The 25,684-nt window shown below is 44.7% G+C and carries 29 protein-coding genes; 24 read left to right on the top strand and 5 right to left on the bottom strand.

Annotated features, from left to right (window positions below; genetic code table 11):
- Positions 1-67: 67 nt before the first annotated feature.
- The 4 genes from hpf to H8Z79_RS12835 all read left to right on the top strand — a co-directional run bounded on the left by hpf (position 68) and on the right by H8Z79_RS12835 (position 4,729).
- The gene (gene hpf, locus H8Z79_RS12850) at positions 68-595 is read left to right on the top strand and encodes a ribosome hibernation-promoting factor, HPF/YfiA family (protein ID WP_015540739.1); all 528 of its coding nucleotides are present in this window, start codon (positions 68-70) and stop codon (positions 593-595) included.
- Between the two features lie 225 nt (positions 596-820).
- Positions 821-2,032, top strand: a complete 1,212-nt coding sequence (locus H8Z79_RS12845) for a GNAT family N-acetyltransferase (protein WP_015540740.1) — start codon at positions 821-823, stop codon at positions 2,030-2,032.
- Between the two features lie 175 nt (positions 2,033-2,207).
- Positions 2,208-3,284, top strand: coding sequence for a DnaJ C-terminal domain-containing protein (locus H8Z79_RS12840; RefSeq protein ID WP_182001894.1), 1,077 nt, complete (start codon positions 2,208-2,210; stop codon positions 3,282-3,284).
- A 200-nt stretch (positions 3,285-3,484) separates the two neighbouring features.
- Entirely contained in the window at positions 3,485-4,729 is a 1,245-nt protein-coding gene (locus H8Z79_RS12835) for a CDP-alcohol phosphatidyltransferase family protein (RefSeq protein ID WP_182279260.1), read from the top strand.
- Here the strand turns inward: H8Z79_RS12835 and H8Z79_RS12830 are convergent.
- From H8Z79_RS12830 to H8Z79_RS12820, 3 genes are read right to left on the bottom strand one after another with little or no spacing between them, the layout of a single operon-like run.
- Complete coding sequence (locus H8Z79_RS12830) at positions 4,713-6,233, bottom strand: ATP-binding protein (RefSeq protein WP_118040998.1); 1,521 nt, start codon at positions 6,231-6,233, stop codon at positions 4,713-4,715. The genes H8Z79_RS12835 and H8Z79_RS12830 overlap by 17 nt on opposite strands.
- Positions 6,234-6,281: 48 nt before the next feature.
- Entirely contained in the window at positions 6,282-7,487 is a 1,206-nt protein-coding gene (locus H8Z79_RS12825; RefSeq protein ID WP_118041000.1) for a vWA domain-containing protein, read from the bottom strand.
- A 21-nt stretch (positions 7,488-7,508) separates the two neighbouring features.
- On the bottom strand, positions 7,509-7,844 hold the full coding sequence (locus tag H8Z79_RS12820; RefSeq protein ID WP_118041002.1) for a hypothetical protein: 336 nt from the start codon (positions 7,842-7,844) through the stop codon (positions 7,509-7,511).
- 217 nt (positions 7,845-8,061) lie between these two features.
- Here H8Z79_RS12820 and upp point away from each other — a divergent pair, with 217 nt between their 5' ends.
- From upp to H8Z79_RS12735, 17 genes are all read left to right on the top strand, one after another.
- On the top strand, positions 8,062-8,691 hold the full coding sequence (gene upp, locus H8Z79_RS12815; RefSeq protein ID WP_015540745.1) for a uracil phosphoribosyltransferase: 630 nt from the start codon (positions 8,062-8,064) through the stop codon (positions 8,689-8,691).
- A 25-nt stretch (positions 8,692-8,716) separates the two neighbouring features.
- On the top strand, positions 8,717-9,349 hold the full coding sequence (locus tag H8Z79_RS12810; RefSeq protein ID WP_118041004.1) for an endonuclease III domain-containing protein: 633 nt from the start codon (positions 8,717-8,719) through the stop codon (positions 9,347-9,349).
- Between the two features lie 103 nt (positions 9,350-9,452).
- Positions 9,453-10,373, top strand: a complete 921-nt coding sequence (locus tag H8Z79_RS12805; protein ID WP_118041006.1) for a ketopantoate reductase family protein — start codon at positions 9,453-9,455, stop codon at positions 10,371-10,373.
- A gap of 65 nt (positions 10,374-10,438) precedes the next feature.
- Complete coding sequence (locus tag H8Z79_RS12800) at positions 10,439-10,894, top strand: metallophosphoesterase family protein (RefSeq protein ID WP_118041008.1); 456 nt, start codon at positions 10,439-10,441, stop codon at positions 10,892-10,894.
- A 121-nt stretch (positions 10,895-11,015) separates the two neighbouring features.
- On the top strand, positions 11,016-11,258 hold the full coding sequence (locus H8Z79_RS12795; protein WP_015540749.1) for a hypothetical protein: 243 nt from the start codon (positions 11,016-11,018) through the stop codon (positions 11,256-11,258).
- A 12-nt stretch (positions 11,259-11,270) separates the two neighbouring features.
- The gene (locus H8Z79_RS12790; RefSeq protein WP_118041010.1) at positions 11,271-12,269 is read left to right on the top strand and encodes a helix-turn-helix transcriptional regulator; all 999 of its coding nucleotides are present in this window, start codon (positions 11,271-11,273) and stop codon (positions 12,267-12,269) included.
- Positions 12,266-13,234, top strand: coding sequence for a biotin--[acetyl-CoA-carboxylase] ligase (locus tag H8Z79_RS12785; RefSeq protein ID WP_015540751.1), 969 nt, complete (start codon positions 12,266-12,268; stop codon positions 13,232-13,234). The genes H8Z79_RS12790 and H8Z79_RS12785 overlap by 4 nt, the downstream gene beginning before the upstream one ends.
- Positions 13,235-13,435: 201 nt before the next feature.
- Entirely contained in the window at positions 13,436-14,101 is a 666-nt protein-coding gene (locus tag H8Z79_RS12780; protein ID WP_118041012.1) for a F0F1 ATP synthase subunit A, read from the top strand.
- Positions 14,102-14,169: 68 nt separating this feature from the next.
- Positions 14,170-14,394: an ATP synthase F0 subunit C gene (gene atpE / locus H8Z79_RS12775; protein ID WP_015540752.1), complete on the top strand. Its 225-nt coding sequence runs from the start codon at positions 14,170-14,172 to the stop codon at positions 14,392-14,394.
- Positions 14,395-14,436: 42 nt separating this feature from the next.
- Positions 14,437-14,937, top strand: a complete 501-nt coding sequence (gene atpF, locus H8Z79_RS12770) for a F0F1 ATP synthase subunit B (RefSeq protein WP_118041014.1) — start codon at positions 14,437-14,439, stop codon at positions 14,935-14,937.
- Positions 14,918-15,421 carry an ATP synthase F1 subunit delta gene (gene atpH, locus H8Z79_RS12765; RefSeq protein WP_015540753.1) on the top strand — a complete coding sequence of 168 codons (504 nt, stop codon included), beginning with the start codon at positions 14,918-14,920 and terminating at the stop codon, positions 15,419-15,421. The genes atpF and atpH overlap by 20 nt, the downstream gene beginning before the upstream one ends.
- A gap of 5 nt (positions 15,422-15,426) precedes the next feature.
- Entirely contained in the window at positions 15,427-16,941 is a 1,515-nt protein-coding gene (gene atpA, locus H8Z79_RS12760; RefSeq protein WP_182279261.1) for a F0F1 ATP synthase subunit alpha, read from the top strand.
- A 61-nt stretch (positions 16,942-17,002) separates the two neighbouring features.
- Positions 17,003-17,899, top strand: coding sequence for an ATP synthase F1 subunit gamma (gene atpG, locus H8Z79_RS12755; RefSeq protein ID WP_118041018.1), 897 nt, complete (start codon positions 17,003-17,005; stop codon positions 17,897-17,899).
- On the top strand, positions 17,899-19,290 hold the full coding sequence (gene atpD / locus H8Z79_RS12750) for a F0F1 ATP synthase subunit beta (RefSeq protein ID WP_015540755.1): 1,392 nt from the start codon (positions 17,899-17,901) through the stop codon (positions 19,288-19,290). The genes atpG and atpD overlap by 1 nt, the downstream gene beginning before the upstream one ends.
- Before the next feature lie 12 nt (positions 19,291-19,302).
- The gene (gene atpC / locus H8Z79_RS12745; protein WP_015540756.1) at positions 19,303-19,716 is read left to right on the top strand and encodes an ATP synthase F1 subunit epsilon; all 414 of its coding nucleotides are present in this window, start codon (positions 19,303-19,305) and stop codon (positions 19,714-19,716) included.
- A 193-nt stretch (positions 19,717-19,909) separates the two neighbouring features.
- Positions 19,910-21,061, top strand: coding sequence for an alanyl-tRNA editing protein (locus tag H8Z79_RS12740; protein ID WP_118041064.1), 1,152 nt, complete (start codon positions 19,910-19,912; stop codon positions 21,059-21,061).
- Between the two features lie 16 nt (positions 21,062-21,077).
- Positions 21,078-21,947 carry an amidohydrolase family protein gene (locus tag H8Z79_RS12735; protein WP_015540757.1) on the top strand — a complete coding sequence of 290 codons (870 nt, stop codon included), beginning with the start codon at positions 21,078-21,080 and terminating at the stop codon, positions 21,945-21,947.
- Positions 21,948-22,003: 56 nt separating this feature from the next.
- Here the strand turns inward: H8Z79_RS12735 and H8Z79_RS12730 are convergent, their stop codons facing one another.
- Entirely contained in the window at positions 22,004-23,143 is a 1,140-nt protein-coding gene (locus H8Z79_RS12730) for a hypothetical protein (RefSeq protein WP_015540758.1), read from the bottom strand.
- Complete coding sequence (locus H8Z79_RS12725; protein ID WP_015540759.1) at positions 23,140-23,910, bottom strand: GNAT family N-acetyltransferase; 771 nt, start codon at positions 23,908-23,910, stop codon at positions 23,140-23,142. Before H8Z79_RS12725 ends, H8Z79_RS12730 begins: the two co-directional genes overlap by 4 nt.
- A 225-nt stretch (positions 23,911-24,135) precedes the next feature.
- On the opposite strand from H8Z79_RS12725, the gene H8Z79_RS12720 reads away from it, so the two are divergent.
- From H8Z79_RS12720 to H8Z79_RS16960, 3 genes are read left to right on the top strand one after another with little or no spacing between them, the layout of a single operon-like run.
- Positions 24,136-24,654 carry an A24 family peptidase gene (locus H8Z79_RS12720; protein ID WP_118041020.1) on the top strand — a complete coding sequence of 173 codons (519 nt, stop codon included), beginning with the start codon at positions 24,136-24,138 and terminating at the stop codon, positions 24,652-24,654.
- On the top strand, positions 24,651-25,238 hold the full coding sequence (locus H8Z79_RS16965) for a hypothetical protein (RefSeq protein ID WP_225876992.1): 588 nt from the start codon (positions 24,651-24,653) through the stop codon (positions 25,236-25,238). The genes H8Z79_RS12720 and H8Z79_RS16965 overlap by 4 nt, the downstream gene beginning before the upstream one ends.
- 2 nt (positions 25,239-25,240) lie before the next feature.
- Positions 25,241-25,663 (top strand): P-loop NTPase family protein, encoded by a 423-nt coding sequence (locus H8Z79_RS16960; RefSeq protein ID WP_225876991.1) that lies wholly within the window; start codon positions 25,241-25,243, stop codon positions 25,661-25,663.
- The last annotated feature ends 21 nt before the right edge of the window (positions 25,664-25,684 follow it).

The raw sequence follows: 25,684 nt of genomic DNA, 5'->3' as shown, positions 1-25,684 counted from the left end.
TGCATGAACAACAAAACAAGTTGTTTATTAAATATCATCCAAAATAAACAGCAAAGGGGATGGGATTATGAAATTTATTATCAGCGGAAAAAACATCACAGTATCTCCGGGACTCAAAACAGCCGTTGAGGACAAACTCGGCAAACTGGAACGGTATTTCACACCGGACACAGAGGTTATCGTAACCTTAAGTGTTGAAAAAGAAAGACAGAAAATCGAAGTAACGATCCCGATGAAAGGAAACATCATCAGATCCGAGCAGGTAAGCAACGATATGTATGTATCTATCGATCTGGTAGAAGAAGTCATCGAGCGTCAGCTTCGTAAATACAAAAATAAAATCGTAGACAAACAGCAGGCTGCAGCAAACTTCCAGAAAGAATATCTGGACAAAGAATATGAAGAGGATGATGAAGTAAAGATTATCCGTACCAAGAAATTCGGGATCAAACCAATGTATCCGGAAGACGCATGTGTACAGATGGAACTTCTGGGACACAATTTCTTCGTATTCTTCAATGCAGAGACCGAACAGGTCAACGTAGTATATAAACGTAAAGGAAACACATACGGTTTAATTGAACCGGAGTTTTGATTCAAAATCTGAAGTGCACAGACGAAGATGGCATCATGTGTCATGCGTGCATGTAAACATGTTGACATCAGAGGATGTATAGGGCGGATGCCCTCAACCGAAACGAAACGTAGTGGAGTTGAGGTTGGAGCACTTCAGTATAAGATATGGCACAAATACAGTCCCACCCTTCAGCCGAGGGGTGGGACTTGTGGGTAACAGGCAACAGTTAAAAGGAAAGGAAATATGAATAACAAAAAGAATCTCAAGATGAAACCCGTAGGCAGCGAATATATGGAACAGTATAATGCCCTTCTTCGCTATGTTTTTCAGGTTACCGAGCAGGAGTTAAGTTCGATCGGCTGGCAGGAGCGCGAGATCATCCGTGCGAAATTTCCTACCATGGAAAAAGCAGATGTCATTGGATGGTTTGACAACGACACACTTGTTTCACAGGTGGCGGTCTATCCGATGCATGCAAGGATCTTTGGTCAGACCTATGCGATGGGCGGCCTGACAGGAGTCGGTACTTATCCGGAGTATTCCAACATGGGACTGATGCATAAGCTTCTGGAACAGGCACTGAAAAACATGAAAGAGAAAGGCCAGGATATCTGTTATCTTTACCCATATTCAATTCCGTACTACAGACGTAAGGGCTGGGAACTGATCTCAGACAAGATCTCTTATGAAATTAAGGATTATCAGCTTCCGAAGAACCGTCAGGTTCCGGGAGATGTGCGTCGTGTAAAGACTGAGAGTGATGAGCTGAAAGAAACCTACGAACGTTATGCCATGCGTACACATGGGGCAATTCTTCGTGATGATCTGGCATGGAACGAATACTGGCTTTGGGATTCTGATGATATTATGGCTGCAATCTATTACAATGAAAAAAACGAACCGGATGGTTATGTGATCTACTGGATTGCAAATGAGGTATTCCACATCAAGGATATGATTTTTATTAATGAGGATGCCCGCACCGGCCTCTGGAATTTTGTTGCGGCACATTTTTCCATGATCAATCAGGTCGAGGGTGATACCTATACGGATGAGCCGCTGGCATTTCTTCTCGAAGATGCCGGAATAAAAGAAGTGATCTCTCCATATTATATGGGAAGAATCGTAGATTTCGTTTCCTTTATAGAAAAATATCCTTTCAAACCAAGCGTACTTGACCGTGAATGGAAATTCAAACTGATCGATCCGATCATGGAATGCAATCAGGGATATTTTTATCTGACGATCTCTCGTGAAGGCCACGGACAGGTCATGCGGATTATGGAAAAATGTGAGGATACAATTGACATCCAGACCATGACGACAATGTTGATGGGCTATAAGCGACCGGAATATCTGGCAAAGATCGGCCGTATTCAGGCAGCAGAATGGACAATCGATATGCTTGAGGATGCGATTGAGCAGCAGACACCATACATATCGGATTATTTCTGAGTGTAATTTTCAGTAAAGTCAGGGTTTCATTTGAGCAATTTTCAGAAATATTCTCCGAACACTTGACATAGCATAAAATGCGTGTTATATTACAAATAGAACAAGAGGAGATGGAAAGGGATGCGGTGAGAAGAAACTGCATCTCTTTTTTGACAAGTAAACCGGAGGTGGCATTATGGCGAAGAGAGATTATTATGAAGTCCTTGGGATTGGAAGAAATGCCGATGCCAAGGAGATTAAGAAAGCATACAGAAAGCTTGCGAAGAAATATCATCCGGATATGAATCCCGGTGACAAACAGGCTGAACAGAAATTTAAAGAAATTACAGAAGCATACAATGTATTAAGTGATACAGAGAAGAAGAAATTATATGACCAGTATGGCTTTGCCGCATTTGAAGAGGGCGGCAATCCGTATGGAAACGGCGGTCAGGGCACAGCCGGAAATGGTTTTCATGGCGGCTTCGGCGGTTTTGATTTTGGTCAGAACGGCAATGGCGGATATCATGAATATCATTTTGAAAATGGCAATATGGGAGACATGGGCGATATTTTCGGTGATATCTTCGGAAATATGTTCCATGGACAGAACAGTGGCGCAGGCAGTCAGAGCAGCGGCTTTGGCGGTCATGGATTCCATAGTCAGAGTGGCTTTGGCGGTGGCTTCGGAGGCAGAAGTGCACAGGCAAAGGGCAGTGACCTTCACTCGGAGGTAAGCATCAGTTTTGAGGATGCTGCTTTTGGCTGTGACAAGATGCTGAGATTGTCGGATACGTCCGGTAACGGAACTGTTCAGACGTTAAAGGTTCACATTCCGGCAGGAATTGAAGATGGTAAGAGTATCCGGCTGAAAGGTAAGGGAAATCCCGGATTTAACGGAGGACCGGCAGGCGATCTTTTCCTTAAAGTCAGCGTAACACCAAAAGCCGGTTTTGAGCGAAAGGGCATGGATGTCTATACAACGACAGAGATTCCGTTTACAACTGCTGTATTTGGCGGTGAAGCGAAGGTGTCGACGTTATACGGAGATGTGATCTGTAAGATCCCGGAGGGCGCACAGACAGGAAGAAAAATCCGCCTGAGAGGTAAGGGAATCGTTTCCATGAAGGATCCGGCTGTACATGGTGATCAGTATGTGACGATCCGGATTCAGGTACCGCAGGATTTAAGTCTTCAGGCAAAAGAAAAATTAAGAGAATTTCAGCAGATATGTAAGAATGATCAGCAGAGAAGAAGAGGAAGCGTAGCATAAAACGCTTCTTCTTTTTTAGATTTCATAAAGGTCTTTTAGTTTTTATAAAGGAATCATAAAATTTTTGTAAAACAATCCATTTTCGGCATTTTGTGCATTGATTATTTGATAGAATAGGGTATATTATAAGCTACAGAAAAATCAGAAATCCTGAAGACGACAGAATCAGGCTGAGGCCGAAAGGACGGAAAGGTGATAGTTTGAATTATCTGAAGAAATCAAAGCATTTATGGATCATACCGGCATATGGGATTTTTTATATGGTTGCATTTATGCTGATGGAGCAGAGCAATGTAAAAATACATATCATTCATTCTCTTGCAGATGACAGAATTCCATTTTGTGAGTACTTTATTATTCCATATGTAATGTGGTATTTTTTCCTGATCGGTACAGTAATTTATTTTACAATATCGTGCCCGAGCAAAAAAGAATATTATCAGTATCTCGGAACTTTAGGAGCAGGTATGACACTGTTTTTGCTGATTTCCTTTGTTTATCCGAACGGACAGCATTTGAGACCGGATCTTACGACTGCCGGTGACAGTGTATTTCTGAATGTTGTCAGATTTCTGTACAAGATTGACACACCGACCAATATTTTTCCGAGTATGCATGTGTTCAATGCGACGGCAAGCTGTATTGCGCTTTACCAGAATGAACGCTGCCGGAAGAATCGGATTTTCACTGCAGCACAGATTGTTCTCAGTATATCGATCGTTTTATCAACTATGTTTTTGAAACAGCACAGTGTTGCCGATGTAATGACTGCATTGATTTTGAATATCCTTTGTTACCAGTTGTTCTACAAGGTAATTCCCGCCAGACAGGAACGACTGGCAGAAGTATTTACAAAGAAAGAGATTCTGACGCTGCCGAATCTCTTAAGTTCCGTACGTCTCATCCTGGCTATTCTGTTTCTGGGAATCTTTGAGAGATATGGTACCGTACAGTACCGGCCACTGCTTGTACTGCTTGTGATCGCGGCAGCAGCTACGGATATTCTGGACGGCAGGATTGCGCGCTCGTTTAACAGTGTCAGCAAGTTCGGACGGATCCTTGACCCGGTGGCCGATAAAGCTATGCAGGGAGTGATGCTGGCATATCTGGTTCCGCGCTACCCGCTTGCAAAACTTGTGCTGATTCTGTTTGCGGTCAAAGAATGCTACATGATGGTTACCGGATGGAAGGTGATCATGGAAACGAGAACGACCATCGAACCACAGTGGCATGGCAAGCTGAATACGGCAGTGACGTATGTAGTTGTTATGATCCTGATGGCGGGTCCGAGACTTCCGTATTCGACTTCCAATGTACTGATTGGTGCATGTGCCGTATGCATGACGATGTCGCTTGGTATGTATGCATCTCAGTTCCGCGAGATTCTGGAACAGCAGAATGGCAGTTACCGGAAGATGCACGGAAGGTTCAGCCGGGAAAGTTAAATGTAGCTGCATCAATTTCCTGAAGAAGCTGTGCGCGTTCTTTCCGGAACTCAAGTTTTTTACTGAAAACAAAATATTCTTCACATCCGAAAGTGCGGATAAAAGACATGGCATGGCTGTTGTGGCTGAGATCGGAGATCAGAAAGAGTAATTCCGGTCCATCATGAAAAGCAGTTTTTGCAAAGGCAAAGCCCTGTTTCAGTGCAAGCTGTGTCTTCTGTGCGAGATCTTTACGGGAGGTGGCAGAACGGCTCAATGCAGTTCGGAGGACATCAATGATTTCTTCGGGTGTATTGAGTCGCTTTTTTCTTGTTTCTATCAGACAGTTTTCGAGGATGCGGGCTATTTTTTCGGATTCGTCTGTTTCACGACCGTCAAGAAGCTGATTCTGCTGGCGGATTTTTAATGCATTTCGATACTGTTCTGCAAAATCGGTCAGAGAGGAGCCGGCAAGCAGGGCAGCTTTTGCCTGAGAAAGTGTCTCCTGAAGCCGTATTACGAAATGGTCTTCTTTCTCGAACAGCAGGAAATACCTGTTCCATCCATCGAGAAGAAGACTGCATACACTGAGACGTTCATCTGACGGAGCAGAAGATGCCATGGCGCATACTGCATGAAAATTTTTTTCGCTTAAGTTTCCTTCCAGTAGTCCGGCAATCGGGTAATCCCTGCGGTATTTCGCATACAGCTGATAATAAGCGGCAAAATCTCTGGCAATATCGTTGTCCTGAATATACTGGCGGATCAGTTTTTCATCAGGGATGAATCCCAGTTCTTCATATCCGAATAAAATAGAAGAAAGGTCTTCCCAGCCACGGGCGGTCACAAAGGAGACTCCGTCAGCGGTGTTTTCAATGTGATAAAAATGTTCTTTTTTCAGATTTAAGTAGGAAATGACAGAAGTATGCAGGTCTCTGGCATAGGCATATTCCTTCCAGATGTCAAGATCCGGCTCAATATCCATTCTTTTTACGCGGTCAAGCGTGACGATATCAAACTCCCTGGCAGAGCGGTTGTATTCGACCGGGTTGCCGGCAGCAGCAATGATCCATCCTTCCGGGACAGGATGCGTACCGAAGGTTTTGTTCTGGAGAAACTGCAGCATGGTCGGAACCAGCGTTTCAGACACGCAGTTGATTTCATCAATAAAAAGAATACCCTCTTTGCAGGAGGTTTCTTCAATCTTTTCATATACGGATGCAATGATCTCGCTCATTGTGTATTCCGTTATGGAGTATTCTTTTCCCTGAAAGTTCTTTTTTACAATTACGGGAAGTCCGACTGCACTCTGGCGTGTGTGGTGTGTGATCGTATAGGAAACAAGACCGATTCTGCATTCTTTTGCAACCTGTTCCATAATGGCGGTCTTTCCGATGCCGGGCGGCCCGATAAGCAACAGCGGACGCTGGCGCACAGCCGGCATGAGATAGCGTCCATGTGCATCCTTTCTGGTGTAAACCTGTATTGTGTGAAGCAATTCTTTTTTTGCATCTTTGATATTCATAAGGTTATGTATCCTTTCTCCGGAAGGTCTGTATGGGAAGGGCAGAGATCACTGCCTGAAATTCTCATCGTCCAGATAGAGTTTTGCAGCCCATATGGGAACCTGCTGGTGCAGGGCTTTTTCATGATAAAAAACAAATGCGGTCTGATAAGTGGCTGGTCTTTGCGGATAAATTCCGTCACCGTCGGTAAAGTACAGAAGACCTTTTAATTTTCGGAGCTTTCCCTCAGAGCGCAGCGTTTCCACATATTCAAAAACCGGTCTGAAATCTGTGCCGCCGCGTCCGTGAATCTGCAGATTGCCAAGGTATCGTTCCCAGTCTTTTTCACAGGTGATATGTGCACAGTCCTGAATAAAACTGTCACACTGGATGATGTAAAGGTTCATTTTGCGGAAAAAATTCTCATGGTCACTGAGGATTCCGTAAGTTTCTTCCATGAAGCGGCGTACCGTTTCAGTCGTGCAGGAGCCGGAGGTATCAATCGCGATCACAAGCTCTTCCATACGGTTCATTTCCTGATATTCCAGATGCTCGATCAGAGGCATGTTTCCGTAATGATTCAGTCCATAGACATAAGGAATATAATCAAAACCAGATGTGTCGGTGTGCAGTTCTTCTCGTTGAATAGCGAAACGTCTGAGAAAACGGCGGAAGTCATAGCGGTGTTTATGGTGCAGGGCAAGTTTTTCGCTAAGATTGCCGGGAGCCGTTCCACGTCCGGAATTTCCGTACAGCCCGAGACCAGCGGCACCTGATCCGGAATTCCAGATTTTTTTTATTTGTTCGAGAAGTTTTTGGCGGTCAGCAAGTCTCCAGAACCGGTGATCATCGACTGTCGGATGCTCTTTGGGGGATGCATCGGTCATCAGATTTTGATAGATGACTGACGGGGATATGGTATCGCTGTCCCCTGTGATCAACCGATCAACGGAAATGTCGCAGGCCTGATTCCACAGAATGTGGTCAGAAGGTGTTTCCATCACAAGGTGCAGGAACAGGCAGTGATACAATATGTGCAGAAGCAATGATTCCAGTGCGTCCGGATCAGTCTGGAAAGTCCGGATCAGAAATTCAGGAGCAAAATAAATGATGTGTCCGTCTGTTCCGGCAGTATACGTGTCAGAGGATTCCTGAAAAGAAAAATCCCATATTAATTTTCGAAAAAAAGGATATTTTACAGAAAGCTGTTCCCGTGTCAGATTCCAGATTTTCAGGCAGAGAGGACAGGATTCTGCAGATACTGTACGATTCATAAAAAACCCCCTGAGAACGGTCTAAAGAGTAAATTCACGGTCATGAAAACCAAAGCGGTCTTTTTTCAGATTCATAAGAAAAGAGAGGATTTCTTCCCGCTGATTCTGAACAGCCACATCAATAAAAGAATTGAGGGTGGATTCCGTGACAGGAGCAAAGCTGCACAGTGCCTGTACCCGAGTCAGATCTCCGTCGCGGATCAGAGTGGAAAGTGCAGGACGAAACCGCAAAGACAGGTATTTCTGATATTTATTTTTCCATTCAGGGTCGTCGATTTCAATAAAGCGCAAAAGTGCGATCGACAGACGGCGCGCTTCCTGTCCGGTGGAAAGAAATTCCTCTTCATATGAAGTCATTTTGGATGCTCCTTTCAAATGCGGGGAATAGTTATAATGATGTTAGATACATATGGTATGTAAACTGTAAGCTGCTGTGAACGGAGTGAACAGCAACAACGGTAACTTTATATTTCAGTGTATCATTTCGGCGGGAGTTGTCAATGGAAAAGAAATAAGGTATAATCACCATAGTTATAAGTTACAGAGTACGATAAAGTCACAGATGGAGGAAAACATGGAGAACGTATTTATTATGGATCATCCGCTGATCCAGCACAAAATTTCTATGCTTCGCAACAAAAATACAGGAACAAACGAGTTTCGTAAACTGATCGAAGAAATAGCAGTACTTATGGGATATGAAGCGCTGAGAGATCTTCCGCTTGAGGATGTTGAGGTCGAAACACCGATCGAGACATGTATGACACCGATGATTTCCGGTAAGAAACTGGCTGTTGTTCCGGTGCTTCGTGCAGGCCTTGGTATGGTAAATGGAATCACTACGCTTGTTCCGTCTGCAAAGATCGGTCATATCGGACTTTACAGAGATCCTGAGACACATGAACCACACGAATATTACTGTAAACTTCCGGATCCGATCGAACAGCGCCTGATCGTTGTCACAGATCCGATGCTTGCAACCGGCGGTTCCGCTGTTGATGCGGTCAGAATGATCAAAGCTCATGGCGGAAAGAACATCAAATGTATGTTTGTTATTGCAGCACCACAGGGTCTGGAGCGTCTTCACAAAGAACATCCGGATGTGCAGATCTATGTAGGACATCTGGACCGTGAACTGAACGACCATGCTTACATCTGCCCGGGACTTGGCGATGCAGGCGACCGTATTTTCGGAACTATTTAATTACGATATCGGGGAAGCAAAAAGAATGACAAAAGAGAAGCTGGCACTGGAAGTGATCGACCGACTGAAAAAAGAATATCCGGATGCAGGCTGTACACTGGATTATGATCAGGCATGGAAACTGCTCGTCAGTGTCCGTCTGGCAGCGCAGTGTACCGATGCAAGGGTAAATGTTGTTGTAGAAGATCTGTATGCAAAATACCCGGATGTTGCGTCACTTGCCGCAGCAGAACCGGAGGATATAGAGACAATCGTCCGTCCGTGCGGACTCGGCAAAAGCAAGGCGCGGGATATCAGTGCCTGTATGCGTATCCTGCACGAACAGTATGCAGACAATGTACCGACGACTTTCGAGGAACTTCTGAAGCTTCCGGGAGTCGGACGCAAGAGTGCAAACCTGATCATGGGTGATGTTTTCGGGAAACCGGCGATTGTGACGGACACACATTGTATCCGTCTGTGTAACCGCATCGGTCTGGTTGACGGAATCAAAGAACCCAAAAAGGTTGAGATGGCTCTCTGGAAGATCATACCGCCGGAAGAAGGCAGCGATTTCTGTCATCGTCTGGTATATCATGGACGCGAGGTATGCACGGCAAGGACAAAACCTTACTGTGACAGATGCTGCCTTGCGGATATCTGTGCAAAGAACATATAAGATGCAGGACAGCCTGTGGCTGTATTTTTCGGCTCTCCATGATCGGGGAGCCGATTTTTTACAGGGATTTCCTGTAATATGAAAACAAAGGAGAATGTATCAGATGAAATATGCAATCATAGGAGCCGGGGGAACAGGGGGATGCCTTGGATTCTTTCTGGAAAAAGCAGGAAAAGACGTGACATTGATTGCCAGAGGAAAACATCTGGAAGCAATCAGAAAAAACGGACTGACGATACAGAAACTGTGGGATGAAAGCAGAGAAACACTTCCGGTAAAAGCATGCACCGCAGAGGAATATAAAGAAACACCGGATGTGATACTGATTTGCGTTAAAGGCTATTCCATGGATGAAACGGTTCCGGCCATAAAGAAAATTGCAGGAAAAGAAACGGTTGTAATTCCGATTCTGAATATATATGGAACGGGCGGCCGTCTGCAGAAAAAACTTCCGGAGCTTACTGTGCCGGACGGTTGTATTTATGTTTCTGCCAATATTCTGGAACCTGGTGTGATCCTTCAGCATGGAAAAATCCTAAGAGTGGTGTTTGGAGCAAGAAAACCGGAAGAAGAGACAGAAAAAATGCGTGAAGTGGCAAAAGACATGGCATCGGATGAGATGGAGGTTGTCCTGTCCGAAAATATACGCAGAGATGCCATGGTGAAATTTTCCTATGTCTCACCGATTGGGGCAGCAGGTCTTTACTGCAATGCCGTTGCTGCTGATTTTCAGCGGGAAGGCGAGCAGAGAGAGATGTTCAAGGCACTTATACGCGAGATCGTTGCACTTTCTCACGCAATGGGAATTGAGTTCGAGGAAGATCTGGTTGAGAGAAATCTTAAGATACTGGCGTCACTTTCTCCGGAAGCGACGACATCCATGCAAAGAGATGTCATGGAAGGAAAACGTTCGGAGATGGATGGGATGGTATATGAAGTAGTACGAATGGGCAGAGAATACAAGGTGAGCATGCCGCAATATGAAAAAGCAGCTGCATGCTTCAGAGAACAGGGAATTTTATAAGAAGAAGAACTGAAGGTTATTAAATATGTCAGACAATGATTATCCGGCAGATCAGGAGGAGAAACATGGCAAAAAAGATTGGGATCATTTCAGATACACATGGACTTCTGAGACCGGAAGTTCTCAAAATACTGAAAACCTGTGACTGCATCCTGCATGCCGGGGATGTGGACCGGCCGGAGATTCTGGATCAGCTTCGGCCATTGGGAAGTCTTTATGCGGTCAGGGGAAACAATGACGGAGACTGGGCGCGGGGAATTGCAACTGCACTCAGGTTTAAGATAGAAAATATTTCTTTTTTTATGACACATAATAAAAAAGATGTGGCATGGGATCTCAAAGACACGCAGATCGTCATATTCGGGCATACACATACGTATTTTGAGAAGATGATCGACGACCGGCTCTGGCTGAATCCCGGAAGCTGTGGAAGGAGCCGGTTCGGTCAGGAACCGACGATGGCAGTTCTATATGTAGATAATAAAAGCTGGAAAATAGAAAAAATTAATCTTTCTGCATAAAAAACGAACATATATTTGGATTTATTTGCTTCATCCCGTTTTATTGGACATAATATGTGAGATACTTCTTATACAAGAAACGAGTGTTCGGAAAATATGTTCGATACAGGAGGATGTAAAGATGGTCAATACAGCTGATGCAGGAAGAAGAGCTTATGGAAACGAGAGAAATCACGGAAGAAGAAACCGCCGGAAGTTATCCAGTGTGATGGCGATGGTTCTCGGTGCGCTTGTTACGATTGAGATTATGATCATGGGAGCAATGCTTTTGAAAGTCGACTTTCATTCGGCGGACAGGATTGCTCTCGCTCTTGGTTTTATGGTATTATATTCGGGAGTGGTAGCTGCTTTGACTGACAAATAAGAGGAGTAATTCATGCCGAAATCATTTAATCAGAAACTGAAAATCTTATATCTGATGCAGGCGTTTATGGAAAGGACAGACCGTGAACATCCAATGTCTGTTCCGGATTTTATCCTGTATCTTGAGGGATATGGAATCAGTGTGGAACGCAAGACTGTTTATGAGGATATAGAGACTCTGCGCATATTCGGCATGAAGATTGAGAATCGCAGAGAAAGGCCGTCCGGTTATTATCTGGCAGACAGGGAGTTTTCGTTTCCGGAGCTTAAGATTCTTATGGATGCTGTACAGTCGTCACGTTTTATTACGGAGCGACAGTCCCGGGAACTGGTACGCAAGCTGGAACATCTGACCAGCATCAGTGAAGCGAAGAGACTGCAGAATCAGACTTCGGTTCTTTCAGGGAGTAAGGCAGTCAACCGCGAGATATATGACAGCATTCAGAAGATATGTGATGCCATGGCGGATAACCGGCAGATCTGTTTTAACTACTACGAGTGGGATTTTTCCAGAGAGTTAAAGCCAAAGCGGGACGGAGCACGTTACCGGGTGAGTCCGTGGAAGATGATCTGGAACAACGAAAACTATTATCTGATCGGACTTGACGAACGAAATGGTATCGTAAAGCATTACCGCGTCGATAAGATCATGCATGTAAGTATCGAATCACAGAAACGAAAAGGAGAGGACATTTTCCGAAACTTTGACTTTCCGAAATATGTTTCCGGTACATTCGGTATGTTTGGCGGGAAAGAGCAGACTGTCAAGATGGAGTTTGAGAATCATTTTGTAGGAGTGGTGTTGGATCGGTTTGGACAGGATGTTATGTTGATACCGAAGGATCAGGAGCATTTTACAATGCAGGCGCGTATCAGCATCAGCCCGCAGTTTTATGGATGGCTTGCCGGTCTGGGGACAGGTGCAGTGATCGTATCACCGGAGAATATCCGCAGGGATTACATATCTTTTTTAAAAAAGACTCTTAAAAATTATGGAGAGAATAGTATATGACAGTTAAATCAAGATTATTGGAGATTCTGGAGAAACAGAAAGGCGAGACACTTTCAGGAGAGAAACTTGCCGAGGAACTTCACTGTACCAGAGCAGCAATCTGGAAAGCTGTGAAGTCCCTGCGGGAAGAAGGATACAAGATAGAAGCAGGACAGAATAAAGGCTATATGCTGGCAAAGGCGAACGATCGGCTTTCCGTTGAGGCAATACGGCCTTTTTTGTTATCTCCGGAGGTTTATATAGGAGTGTATCAGGAAGTCGATTCTACGAATCGTGCAGCGAAAGCCGTAGCAGTGAATGGAGAAGCCGGACATGGAAGCTTCGTTCTGGCAGGAAGTCAGAGTGCCGGACGCGGCCGACGGGGCAGGAGCTTCTATTCGCCGCAGGATGCGGGGATCTATCTCAGTGTGATCCTTGAACCGAAGGGAAGCATTCAGGAAAGTTTGCTTCTGACCGCTGAGGCAGCTGTGGCGGTTTATAAGGCAGTAAAGAAAGTAACGGGAATCTCTCTGGATATTAAATGGGTGAATGACCTTTATCATAACAGCAGGAAGGTATGCGGCATTCTTACAGAGGCAGTCACTGACTTTGAGAGTGGTAATATCGAATTTGCAGTGGTAGGAATCGGACTGAATCTATTTGAAGCGTCTGATGGATATCCTGATGCACTGCAGGGAATTGCCGGAGGCATTTATGAAAGTCGTGAGGCAGCCGCAGGCCTCGACCGCAGCCGTCTGGCAGCGGAGATCGTGAATACTCTTCTGGAAGAAACGAAGGAATTAAAGCTTCCGGACGAATATATACAGCATAATATGGTGCCGGGAAGGGAAATATGTATTTCAGACGGAAATAGTATTTGCAGGGCAAAAGCACTGGAAATCTGCCCGGATGGACGTCTGAAAGTACAGGAAGAAGACGGCACCGTATCCATTTTATCCTACGGAGAAGTATCAATTATAATGTGAAGTTATATTAAATATAATTGTGAAAAATGTATAAATTTCGACATTCCTTTTTGGACAAAATAGGGAGAATGAATATTGACTTTTTTTTGACAAAGAGCGTAAAATAGTGGCATCAAATGGCAGACCGGTCATACCAATTTTGAATATATTTGAGCGGTCGAGAGAAAAGGAGGGAGAAAGACGGGAAATTTATCAGCCACACTGGCAGAAGAGCTGGAAAGCAAGACTGCCTTTACGATACCGGTGTTTGGCGGAGTGCCGATCGCAGAGAGTGTAGTTGTTACATGGGTGATCATGGCGGTTTTACTTATACTTTCTCTGATACTGGTTCGTAATCTCAAGGTTGAGAATCCGGGCAGGAAACAGCTTCTTCTGGAATCAGGAGTAAGTTTTCTTCAGGATTTCTTTATGGGAATTCTGGGAGAAGAGGGGAAGAGATATATCCCTTATCTGATGTCTACCGTAATTTACATTGGAATAGCCAATATTGCGGGTGTGTTTGGTTTTACACCACCTACCAAGGATATGAATGTGACCATAGCACTTTCGCTTATGAGCATTATTCTGATTGAGTACTCAGGATTTCACAAACGAGGACTTAAAGGTTTTCTGCATAGCTTTGCAGAACCAGTTCCGATCATGCTTCCAATCAATATACTGGAACTGGCAATCAGGCCGACATCATTATGTATGCGATTATTTGGTAACGTTCTTGGAAGTTTTGTAGTTATGAAACTGCTGGAGTTTATATGTCCGGCAATTCTTCCATTACCATTCAGCCTGTATTTTGATTTCTTTGACGGATTCATTCAGGCGTATGTATTTGTGTTCTTAACATCACTGTTTATCAAGGAAGCAATCGAGTAAACAAATGTTTAAGCAGAATTCAATATTTATTTGAAATTTAAATTTTGTCAATTCAGGAGGAAAAAATTATGTCAACATTAGTAGCAATCGGAGCAGCTATCGCAGTACTTACAGGTATCGGAGCAGGTATTGGTATCGGTATCGCAACCTCTAAGGCAGTAGAAGCTATCGCAAGACAGCCGGAAGCAGAAAGCAAAATCAGTAAGAACCTTCTGTTAGGATGTGCACTTGCCGAGGCAACAGCTATTTACGGTTTCGTAATCGGTCTTCTGATCATCATCATGCTCGGCTAATAACGATATGGAATTAATCAGAAGAGAGGCAGGTGGACAACGGTGATAAAGATTGACATCAACCTTGTCTTTACGATCATCAACCTGTTGGTTCTGTATCTTATGATGAAGAAGTTTTTATTCGGACCGATCATAAATGTGATGGACCAGAGAAAAGCTATGATCGACCAGCAGTTTGCAGAAGCTAAGGAACGACAGGATAATGCAAAGGAACTTCAGGAACAGTATGAGGGAGCTTTGAGATCCGCAAAAGAAGAATCCTACCAGATCATGGAGCAGGCAAAGAAAGAAGCGAAGGCACAGGCTGACAACACCGTCAAAGAGACAGAAGCCAGAGTGGACGCGATGCTTGCAAAGGCACAGGAAGATATCCGCATGGAACGTGAGAATGCAATGCGCCAGATGAAAGGCGATGTAGCATCTCTTGCCATGGAGGCAGCAGCCAAGATCATGGGTAAGAACAGTGGGGCAGATCAGGATTTATCCTTATATGATCAATTTATAGAAGAAGCAGGTGATCCGGATGACAGTGACCGCCGTTAATTATGCAAAGACATTGTATGAGCTTTCTGTTCCCGCAGAAGCTGTACAGATAACAAAAGAAATATTCCGTGAGGTTCCGGGGCTTAAAGAAAGTCTCGCGAATCCACTGGTGTCTTTTGAGGCAAAGAGCAGAGTGATTGACCGGGTAATTCCTGATGAAATGAAAAATTTCATAAAGGTTGCCTGCAAACACAGAAATATAAGTCTTCTGGAAGAAATTTTTGAAGACTATGAGGAAATATGCCGGAGACAGAAACGTATCCTTCATGCAGTGATGCGATATGTGACGCCTCCGAAAGCTCAGCAGCTCGAAGGCATCAAAGCATTTTTGTGCCGGGAATTTCAGGCAGAGAGCGCCGAAATAGAGATGATAGAAGACAAAAGTCTGATCGGAGGATTTATCCTTCAGGCAGACGGACGTGAATTTGACTGGAGCATGCGAGGACGTTATCGTATGCTGCAGCAGAAACTGACCCGGAGGTGAAAACGTTGAGCGCAATCAACCCAGAAGAGATTATTTCTATTCTGAAGGAAGAAATAGAAAATTATGATGAGATCAGCCAGAATCAGGAAGTGGGAACGGTTATCTCCGTAGGTGACGGAATCGCTACCGTATACGGAATTGACCATGCCATGTATGGTGAGGTTGTAGTATTTGAAAACGGACTCAAGGGAATGGTTCAGGATATCCGTACCAACAGCATGGGATGCATCCTGTTTGGTAAAGATACAGGAATCAAAGAAGGTACAAAGGTAACCCGTACCGGCAAACAGGCAGGTATTCCTGTCGGCAACGGTTATGTAGGCAGAATTGTCAATGCCCTTGGTGCTCCGATCGACGGAAAAGGTGAGATCAAAGAAGAAGGATATCGTCCGGTAGAAAATCCGGCACCTGGAATCATTGATCGTAAATCCGTCACAGTACCGCTGGAGACAGGTATTCTTTCATTGGATTCCATGTTCCCGATCGGTCGTGGACAGCGAGAACTGATCATCGGTGACAGACAGACCGGTAAGACATCACTCGCAATTGACACCATCCTGAACCAGAAAGGTAAGGATGTAATCTGTATTTATGTAGCAATCGGACAGAAAGCATCTACTGTAGCGAAAGTCGTATCCAACCTTGAGAAATACGGTGCGATGGAATATACAACTGTATTTTCTTCAACAGCCAGTGACTGTGCACCGCTTCAGTACATTGCTCCTTATGCAGGAACTGCACTTGCAGAGTTCTTTATGTATCAGGGCAAAGACGTACTGATTGTTTATGATGATCTTTCCAAACACGCAGTGGCATACAGAGCACTGTCACTGTTACTTGAACGTTCCCCGGGACGTGAGGCATATCCTGGAGACGTATTTTATCTGCATTCCAGACTTCTGGAGAGATCCAGCCGTCTGAGTGATAAACTTGGAGGAGGTTCTATTACAGCACTTCCGATCATCGAGACACAGGCAGGCGATGTTTCCGCATATATTCCGACCAACGTAATTTCTATCACAGATGGTCAGATCTTCCTTGAGAGTGACCTGTTCTTCTCAGGAATGAGACCGGCCGTTAATGTTGGTCTTTCTGTATCACGAGTTGGTGGTGCAGCACAGACGAAAGCCATGAAGAAAGCTTCCGGAAGTGTCCGTATCGATCTGGCTCAGTATCGTGAGATGGAAGTATTTACCCAGTTCAGTTCAGATCTGGATGATGCGACCAAAGCACAGCTTGCATATGGAGGCTGCCTGATGGAACTTCTGAAACAGCCACTGTGCAATCCGCTGAAACTTCACGAGCAGGTTATTACATTGTGGACAGCTACCCATAAGAAGATGGTTCATTTGGACAAAAAGGATGTAAAACAGTATCAGAAAGATCTGCTTGCATATTTTGATAATGTTTATCCGGAGATCGGTAAAGAAATTGATGAAACCGGACTGCTCAGCGATGAACTTGGAGAAAAGATCCTTCAGGTTGCAGATGAGTTTAAAGACCGCGCAGCTACTAACTAATTTATGTGTATAGAATGCCGTCTCTGTTCCCGATATTTACAGTGAACGGCAGGAGGAACTTATGGCAAATGCAAGAGAAATAAAAAGCAGGATCAACAGTGTTCAGGACACAATGAAAATTACCAATGCCATGTATATGATTTCCTCTTCCAAAATGAAAAAAGCCAAAAAGATATTGTCTGATACGGAGCCTTATTTCTACAACATGCAGAGTGCGATTGCACGTATTCTCCGACATATTCCGGATACGCAGCATCCGTTTTTCAGTGTTCGTCATCTGATTCCTGCGGAGGAACGAAAGATAGCGACAATCGTGGTTACCGGTGATAAGGGAATGGCTGGTGCTTATAATCACAACATCACCAAAATGACAGAAGAATTTATGGCAAACACTCCCGGTTATCACAAGCTCTATGTGCTTGGTGTCGTAGGCAGACAGTATTTCAGTAAGAAAAATGTGGATATGGATGGAAGCTTCCGCTATACCGTGCAGAAGCCGACCATGCACAGGGCAAGAATGATTAGCGAGGAAGTTATAAGAAGCTTTCTGGACAGAGAAGTGGATGAGGTGCATATTATTTACACACAGATGCAGAATGCAGTTGTGATGGAAGCAGTAAATATGCAGCTTCTTCCTTTAAAAAAGACCAGCTTTTCGCCGCTTCAGATTCCGGCAGAAATCCATCAGGAGGAAATTGAGATGTTTCCGTCTGCAGAGGGTGTGCTGGATACCATGATTCCGAATTATCTGACCGGTGTGATCTATGGATGTCTGGTTGAGGCATATGCCAGCGAGAATAATGCCAGAATGACCGCCATGCAGTCATCTACAGACAGTGCAAAGAAAATGTTACAGGATTTGTCAATCCAGTACAACCGTGCACGTCAGGCAGCAATCACGCAGGAGATCACAGAGGTTTGCAGTGGTGCGAAAGCCCAGAAAAGGAAGGGACGATAATGAGTAAAGGTAAGATCGTACAGGTCATGGGACCTGTTGTAGATGTTGTTTTTGAAAATGGAGATCTGCCGGATATCAAAGATGCTCTTGAAGTAGAAAACAATGGTAAGAGATGTGTTATGGAAGTATCTCAGCATCTGGGAAACGATGTGGTACGTTGTATCATGTTGAGCGCCAGTGAGGGACTTCAGAGAGACAGAGAAGTCATTGCGACCGGAAGCGGAATCAAGGTTCCGGTAGGTGACTGTACTCTTGGACGTTTGTTTAATGTACTTGGTGATACCGTTGACGGAGGAGACCAGCTGGACGATGCAGAACACTGGGTGATCCATCGCGATCCGCCAAGTTTTGAAGAACAGAAACCGGCAGTTGAGATTCTGGAAACAGGAATTAAGGTTATTGACCTGCTCGCCCCTTATGCAAAGGGTGGTAAGATCGGTCTGTTCGGTGGTGCCGGTGTTGGTAAGACAGTCCTGATTCAGGAGCTGATCCAGAATATTGCTACAGAACACGGTGGATATTCTATTTTCACCGGTGTAGGAGAGCGTTCCCGTGAGGGAAATGACCTCTGGAGCGAAATGAAAGAATCAGGTGTACTGGAAAAGACAGCCTTAGTGTTCGGACAGATGAATGAGCCGCCGGGATCCCGTATGCGTGTTGCTGAGACGGGGCTTACCATGGCAGAGTATTTCCGTGACCAGGAACACAGAGATGTACTTCTTTTTATTGATAATATTTTCCGTTTTGTACAGGCTGGCTCCGAGGTTTCCGCACTTCTGGGACGTATGCCGTCTGCAGTAGGTTACCAGCCGACACTTGCTACTGAGATGGGTGAACTTCAGGAACGTATCGCTTCCACAACATCCGGATCTGTTACATCTGTTCAGGCAGTTTATGTACCGGCCGATGACCTGACTGACCCGGCTCCGGCAACGACATTCGCACATCTGGATGCGACGACTGTACTTTCACGTAAGATTGTAGAGCAGGGTATTTATCCGGCTGTTGATCCGTTGGAATCTACTTCCCGTATTCTGGAAGCTGATGTTGTCGGTGAGGAGCACTATGAAGTTGCACGTCGTGTACAGGAAATCCTTCAGAAGTACAAAGAACTGCAGGATATCATTGCAATTCTTGGCATGGAAGAACTTTCTGATGAAGATAAAAACACTGTATTCCGTGCAAGAAAGATTCAGAAATTCCTGTCTCAGCCATTCCATGTAGCTGAGAACTTCACAGGTATTCCTGGAAAATATGTTCCGCTGAAAGAAACGATCCGTGGATTCAAAATGATTATCGACGGTGAGATGGATGAGTATCCGGAAAATGCATTCTTCAATGTAGGAACTATAGACGAAGTAATTGAAAAAGCAAAAACTCTGGAACAGTAAGGAGTGAGGCTTATGCAGAATACATTCGGTCTTGAAATATACGCTGCGAACAGACAGTTCTTTGCGGGAAGAGCCTGCTCATTGATCATTCCGGCTGAAGATGGCCAGAAAGAATTTCTTGCTCATCATGCCAATATGATCTGTGCGATCGTTCCGGGAGAACTCAAATTTGAGGATTCCGAGGGAAACTGGACAGAAGTAGCGGTCAGTTCCGGATTTGTTGAGATGATCAACAATCGTGCGAAACTGTTCTGTCTGACTGTAGAGCGTCCGGAGGAAATCGACATACGAAGAGCGGAAGAAGCACGTGATCGTGCTGAAGAACAGCTCCGTCAGAAGCAGAGTATTGTAGAATATCAGAGAAGTCAGGCAGCTCTTGCAAGAGCAATGACAAGACTTCGCGTGACCAAAAACCTGAAAAATTAAAAATTCCAGGCGATAATATTTAAAAAAAAATTCACATAAAAACTTTTAAAGAGACAGACGATGCAAATTGTTTAAGCAATTTGCATCGTCTGTCTTTTTTCTGTTCAGGAAACAAAAGCTGTGCTATACTGAAAACATAAAAAAGAAGTTCTATACAGTGCAGATAATTTATCAGAAAGAAGGATTTGACAGCATGAGCGAGACAAGAAAACTCTATTATGAAGATGTATACAAAAAAGAATTTACTGCGAAGGTTCTGGAATGCAGAAAAGGTGAAAAAGGATTTGAGATCATTCTTGATCAGAGCGCTTTTTATCCGGAGGGCGGCGGTCAGCCTTGTGATCTTGGTACATTAAATGAGGTAACAGTTCTGGATGTACAGGAAAAAGGTGAAGAGATTGTTCATTACACAAAAGAAGCAATTACAGTGGGAAGCGAAGTAATCGGAAAAATTGACTGGGAGCGAAGATTTGACCTGATGCAGCAGCATTCCGGTGAGCATATTGTCAGCGGTCTGGTGCATGAAGCTTATGGATATGACAATGTGGGCTTCCATATGAGCAGTGACGTGATCACAGTAGATTTAAGCGGTGTGCTGACAGAGGCACAGCTTGCGGAGATTGAAGCAGAGACCAACAAAAAAATCTGGGAAAACAGCGAAGTTGAGATTACTTATCCGTCAAAAGAAGAACTGGAGAAACTTTCCTATAGAAGCAAGAAAGAACTGACCGGACAGGTGCGTCTGGTACGTTTTCCGGGTTCAGACCTCTGTGCCTGCTGTGGAACGCATGTCACACATACAGGAGAAATCGGAGCAGTCAAGATCCTTACAGTCGAAAATTTCCATGAGGGAATCCGCCTGACTATGATCTGTGGAAAGAGAGTTATGGATTATCTGAATATGGTCAATGACCAGAACCGTCAGGTTTCTGTAAAACTTTCTGCAAAGATTGGAGAAACAGCAGCGGCTGTAGGACGTCTTCAGGATGAAAACTTCCGTCTGAAAGGACAGGTTGCTCATGTGGTGGACGAGCTCTGCAGGGCTGAAGCAGATCGATGGGAAGGAGAGGGAAGTGTTCTTCTTTTCCATGATGGACTGGAGGCAGATCAGGTGCGTAAGATGGCAGATGCCGTGATGCAGAAATGTTCCGGATGCTGCGCTGTATTCTCCTCGAACGGAGATGGAAGCTACAAATATGCGATGGGTGAATTGAATGGAGATCTCAGACAGTTCACAAAGGAAATGAACGCGGCACTGAATGGCAGAGGCGGTGGAAAGCCGTTCTTTGTGCAGGGCTCTGTGAAGGCATCCGAAGAAGAAATCCGTCAGTTTTTCCGTCAGTGATCGGTGGTGACAGAAGATGTTTGGAGAATGTCATGCACACATATTTATGAATGGTATTGATTATCACAGAGCTGTTCAGACACATAAAGTAAAAGCTGATGAAGCAGCTGTGCGCAGTGCTCTGGATGCATACAGAAAAGCAGGTGTGACGTTTGTGCGTGAAGGTGGTGATCCATACGGGGCATCTTTACTGGCTGGCAGACTGGCTCCTGAATATGGGATTGAGTATCGCTCTCCGGTATTTGCTATACATAAAAACGGACATTATGGAAAAATTGTGGGTCGTGGATTTGATACGCTTAAGGAATTTCATCAGAGAGTACTGGAAGCAGCGTCAGAGGGAGCGGATTTTATCAAGATCATGACCACTGGGCTATTGGACTTTAATGATCACGGAAAAGTAACGGGAACTCCGGTGGATGCAGCGGAAGTCAAAGAGATGGTACACATTGCCCATGAAGAGGGATTTGCCGTTATGAGCCATACAAACGGGATTTATGGTACAAGAGCTGCAATCGAGGCAGGTGTGGACAGTCTGGAACATGGTAATTACATGGATGCCGAAACGATAGCTATGCTGGCAGACAGCAATACCGTATGGGTGCCAACACTTGTCACGGTAAGAAATCTGGCAGGCTGCGGGCGTTATGAAGACAGTGTTTTAACCCAGATTATTCATCAGGCAGAAGTACTTGTGCGGCTTGCTTATCAGAAAAAAGTAAAAGTAGCACCGGGAAGCGATGCCGGAGCCTATATGGTGCCTCATGGAAAGGGCATTTTACAGGAATGGGAGGCATTCAGGCAGATTCTTGGCGATTCCGGGGAAGTGAAAGAGTGGCTGAAGACAGGAGAAAAAGAAATCCGGGACAGATTTAAAAGAAAATAATATAGAGAGAAGGACAGGCAGACAGAGTGTCTGGACGTAAAATAGAAGATCTGCAATCACAGATCTTCTATTTTTATTGCCGTATAAATATTGGTTTCTTTGGAATCAGCAGGGCTGAATGTGATTTTTACTGAACTTCCGGTCAGCAGCCCGCCGGATGAAGAGTTGGTGGCTTTTTCCGTATTGCAGGTAATATCTGCGCCATCGTAAGTACGGAGTGTGATCGTGTTGGCGGTAGAAGCGATGATGTCTCCGGAGATAGTAAAACTGATATCACGTTCGCTTAATTTATCCGGATTTTCACCGGTAATTCCGAGAACACTGAGGCCATCCAGTGTGGTTCCGTTAAAATCACCTGTGTAAATAATATTTACATGTGATCCGGTCTCAGCACCGCCTTCGAAATAGCAGGGGAGTGCAGACATATCCAGATTCAGGACAGTGGTGGTGTTTTCGATGGATACCTGCAAAACATTGGTCTGAATGTTTTGGATCACAGCGCGCAATTTATTTTCCTTTTTTACTTCTGTACCTTCCTGTGGTGCAGGAGTCGGTGTCGGATCAGGAACATTAAACGGATCTACATCAGAAACACTGAATGTTTTTGTATGAGAGCCGTCGGCAGTCGCGGTATTTCCGTCTGCAGCGGCAACAAGGTTGCCTTTATAGTGGATGTATACCCAGTTTCCGGCTTTAATTCCGGCCTGATAATATTGCTCGGTACCGGTGACCGGAAAAGTGACAGTCTGATTTTTATCTGATTTGACAGTGATGCAATTGGCTGTCAGCACCTGTACCTGTCCGCGGAAAGTCTGATCTTTAAGAGTGGTTGTCTGATGATAGTCGTCAACTACTTTCAGGGCATGCACGGCTCCTGTATCGGTGCTGTCGAGCTGGCCTTCATATACAACACTGACGGCATCTCCGGCAAGCATACCGTTGCTGCATTCCAGCGTTGCCTGAGAAATATCAAAAGTATAAGATTCTTCATCGCTCAGGAGCGTGATCTGATTGCCGGTAAAATTCTGAAGTTCTCCACGGATCTCATCCATATAGACACGGGTACTTTCAGGATTGATATTCTGAATGGCAGCATCATCTGAAGCGGTAAAACGGTCGATCACACTTCCGAGACTGCACCCGGAAAGGGAGAGTGAAAGCAGACAGGCAATGCCGATGGTAATTAATTTTTTCATTCTATATTGTTCTCCTTTGTGGTGTCAGGCTGTACACGGAACCAGTACGTATAGGAATCTGTAAAACCGAGAGATGTGTACAGATTTTTGGCGGCTGTATTTCCCTGCACTACCTGAAGGTAGGCATTTTTGGCGCCTTTTTTCATGCATTCACTTAGAAGAGCGGTACAGATCTGGCGGGCATAACCCCTGCCACGGTATTTTTCTTTGACATGGATCGCGTAGATACCAATGTAGTCACGGTCAAGGATTCCGAGACCGGTAGCGATGATCTTGCCCTCTTTCCAGATAGAAGCACAGATGGTCTCTTTCGGAATCGCACGGTACATGGAAGGTACGACTGCCCGGTGAATCGGATTGGTCATTCCCTTCAGGTCAAAAAGGCTGTTGATCCAGATATCCGGAATTTCATTAGTAAGCGTGACATCCGGATAATGGGTGTCAATATGTGCGTCTGACAGAGCCATTGTCATGACCTCTGTCGTATGTTGGATTTCGTAGCCACGATTTTCCAGTGTGTAATCAAAATCCGGTGATACAACAGGACTGATTTTAAAGATAGCCGGAGAGCCGAGACGCTTGTAGACGTTTTCGCAGTAAGCGACTTTTTCTCTCCATGGAAGCGTGGAATTTCCAAATTGTTCCACACTGTTGGTACGGTGTGTATAAAAATAAGAAAAACGCAGAATCCAGCCGTCATAAAGCTCCATTTTGTGTGATGGCCATGCATTCAGCGACATATCTTCGATTTTTTTGATGTTTTCCATGGCAGTATGTGTCCCCCCTCCGTTTTCGTGCTGTCTTTTATTATACAGAAGAGAGTGCGATTGTGCAACCTGCGCATCTGTCAGAATATGGGAGAATTTGACGAACGAATTTTCTTTACAAGAAGAACGAAGCGCTCTATAATAAAGCTCACCAGAGATCTTCTGGTATTCCTTCCGTCAGATCTGACGGGTAATCCCAATTTTTTATTAGTTTGAGAAAGGGGTGTGAGTAAAGTAATCATTCGTCAGATGCTGCTTCTGACGATTGCGGGTATCGCGGTGTTGATGGATCTGTATGAGATGCGGATAAAAAACAGCTGGATCATTTGCTCATTTATTGCAGGGCTGAGTTACAGTATATGGTCCGGAAACCGGCATGGTATAGTGCAGTATGTTCTTGGAACGGCTGTGCCGCTTGTGCTTCTGGGATGGCTGTTTTATTTTCGAATGCTGGGTTCAGGTGACATAAAGCTTTTCTGCGTGCTTGGCGGTCTGATGGGACCGTATCACATATTATGGTGTATGTGGTATGCGGTTCTTGCAGGAGCAGTACTATCGCTGGCAATCTTGTTTTTTTGCGGCGGCTTCCACCAAAGATTTCACTATCTGGAACAATACGTAAGACAACTTATCGAAACTGGCAAACAAAGTCCGTATTATCGGACAGGAACTGCTTTTGAAAACATTCATTTTACGATTCCGATCTTTATGAGTGTGATGTTGTATACGGGAGGTATCTATTGAAAAAACAAATTTTTGCAGTCTGTGATCTCGAGGCGGAATATGCCCGCAACTTCATGGATTATCTCAACCAGAGAAAGAATATTCCTTTTGAGATTCAGGCATTTACCAATGTCAGCAGTTTTGTAGCATATGCAAAAGAAAATCCGGTCGAGCTTCTTCTGATCTCAGCGGAGGCAATGTGTCATGAGGTCGGTGAGCTGGATATCGGCAAGATCGTGATTCTGACCGAGGGCAGCAAACCGGATGAACTGGACAGATATGCCGATGTTTATAAGTATCAGGCATCTTCGGATATCGTCCGTGAGGTGATGGCGTGTTATGGTGCAGAAAAGGCCGTGCTTCCGGCGCAGATGCCGGTGCTCAAAAAACGACGGAACTTCTGGGGATTTATTCACCGCTCGGATTCTGCGGGCAGACTTCTTTTGCGCTGGCACTGGCTCAGATCCTGGGCAGAGAGAAATCCGTTCTTTATCTCAACATGGAAGAGTATTCCGGGTTTGAAGAACTCTTTGAAAAGGAATACCCCTATACACTCAGTGATCTTCTGTATTTTGTACGACAGGAGAAGGCAGGCATTACCGTAAAAATGAACAGCATGATTCAGAGTATGGGAAGTATGGATTTTATACCGCCGGTACAGTCCCCGGAGGATATCCGGGGGACAAGGTGGCAGGACTGGGAGCGTCTTCTGCAGGAAATCGTTCTGCACAGTTCCTATGAGGCAGTCGTATTGGATGTGGGCGATGGAATAGAAGAAGTATTTCAGATTCTTGACTTGTGTACGAGAGTCTATGTGCCGGTGCGCGACGACCGCATCTCAAAGTGCAAAATGGAACAGTTTGAAAAACTTTTGCGTTTGCGTGATTACTCGCAGTTACTGGCAGGAATAGAAAAAGTATTGCTTCCGATACTATCCCAAAATACGGACAATGAATTTCGGGTAGAGGAACTGGTCTGGAGTGAACTGGGAGATTTTGTAAGAGAATTGCTTGAGAAAGAAAATCTCTGAAGGTAATTTTCAGAAAGGAAA

The organism is Blautia intestinalis, from assembly GCF_014297355.1.
Classification (GTDB): Bacteria; Bacillota; Clostridia; order Lachnospirales; family Lachnospiraceae; genus Blautia_A; species Blautia_A intestinalis.
The sequence above is the reverse complement of the archived record's forward strand: the minus strand, read 5'-3'. Positions and strand labels throughout refer to the sequence as shown.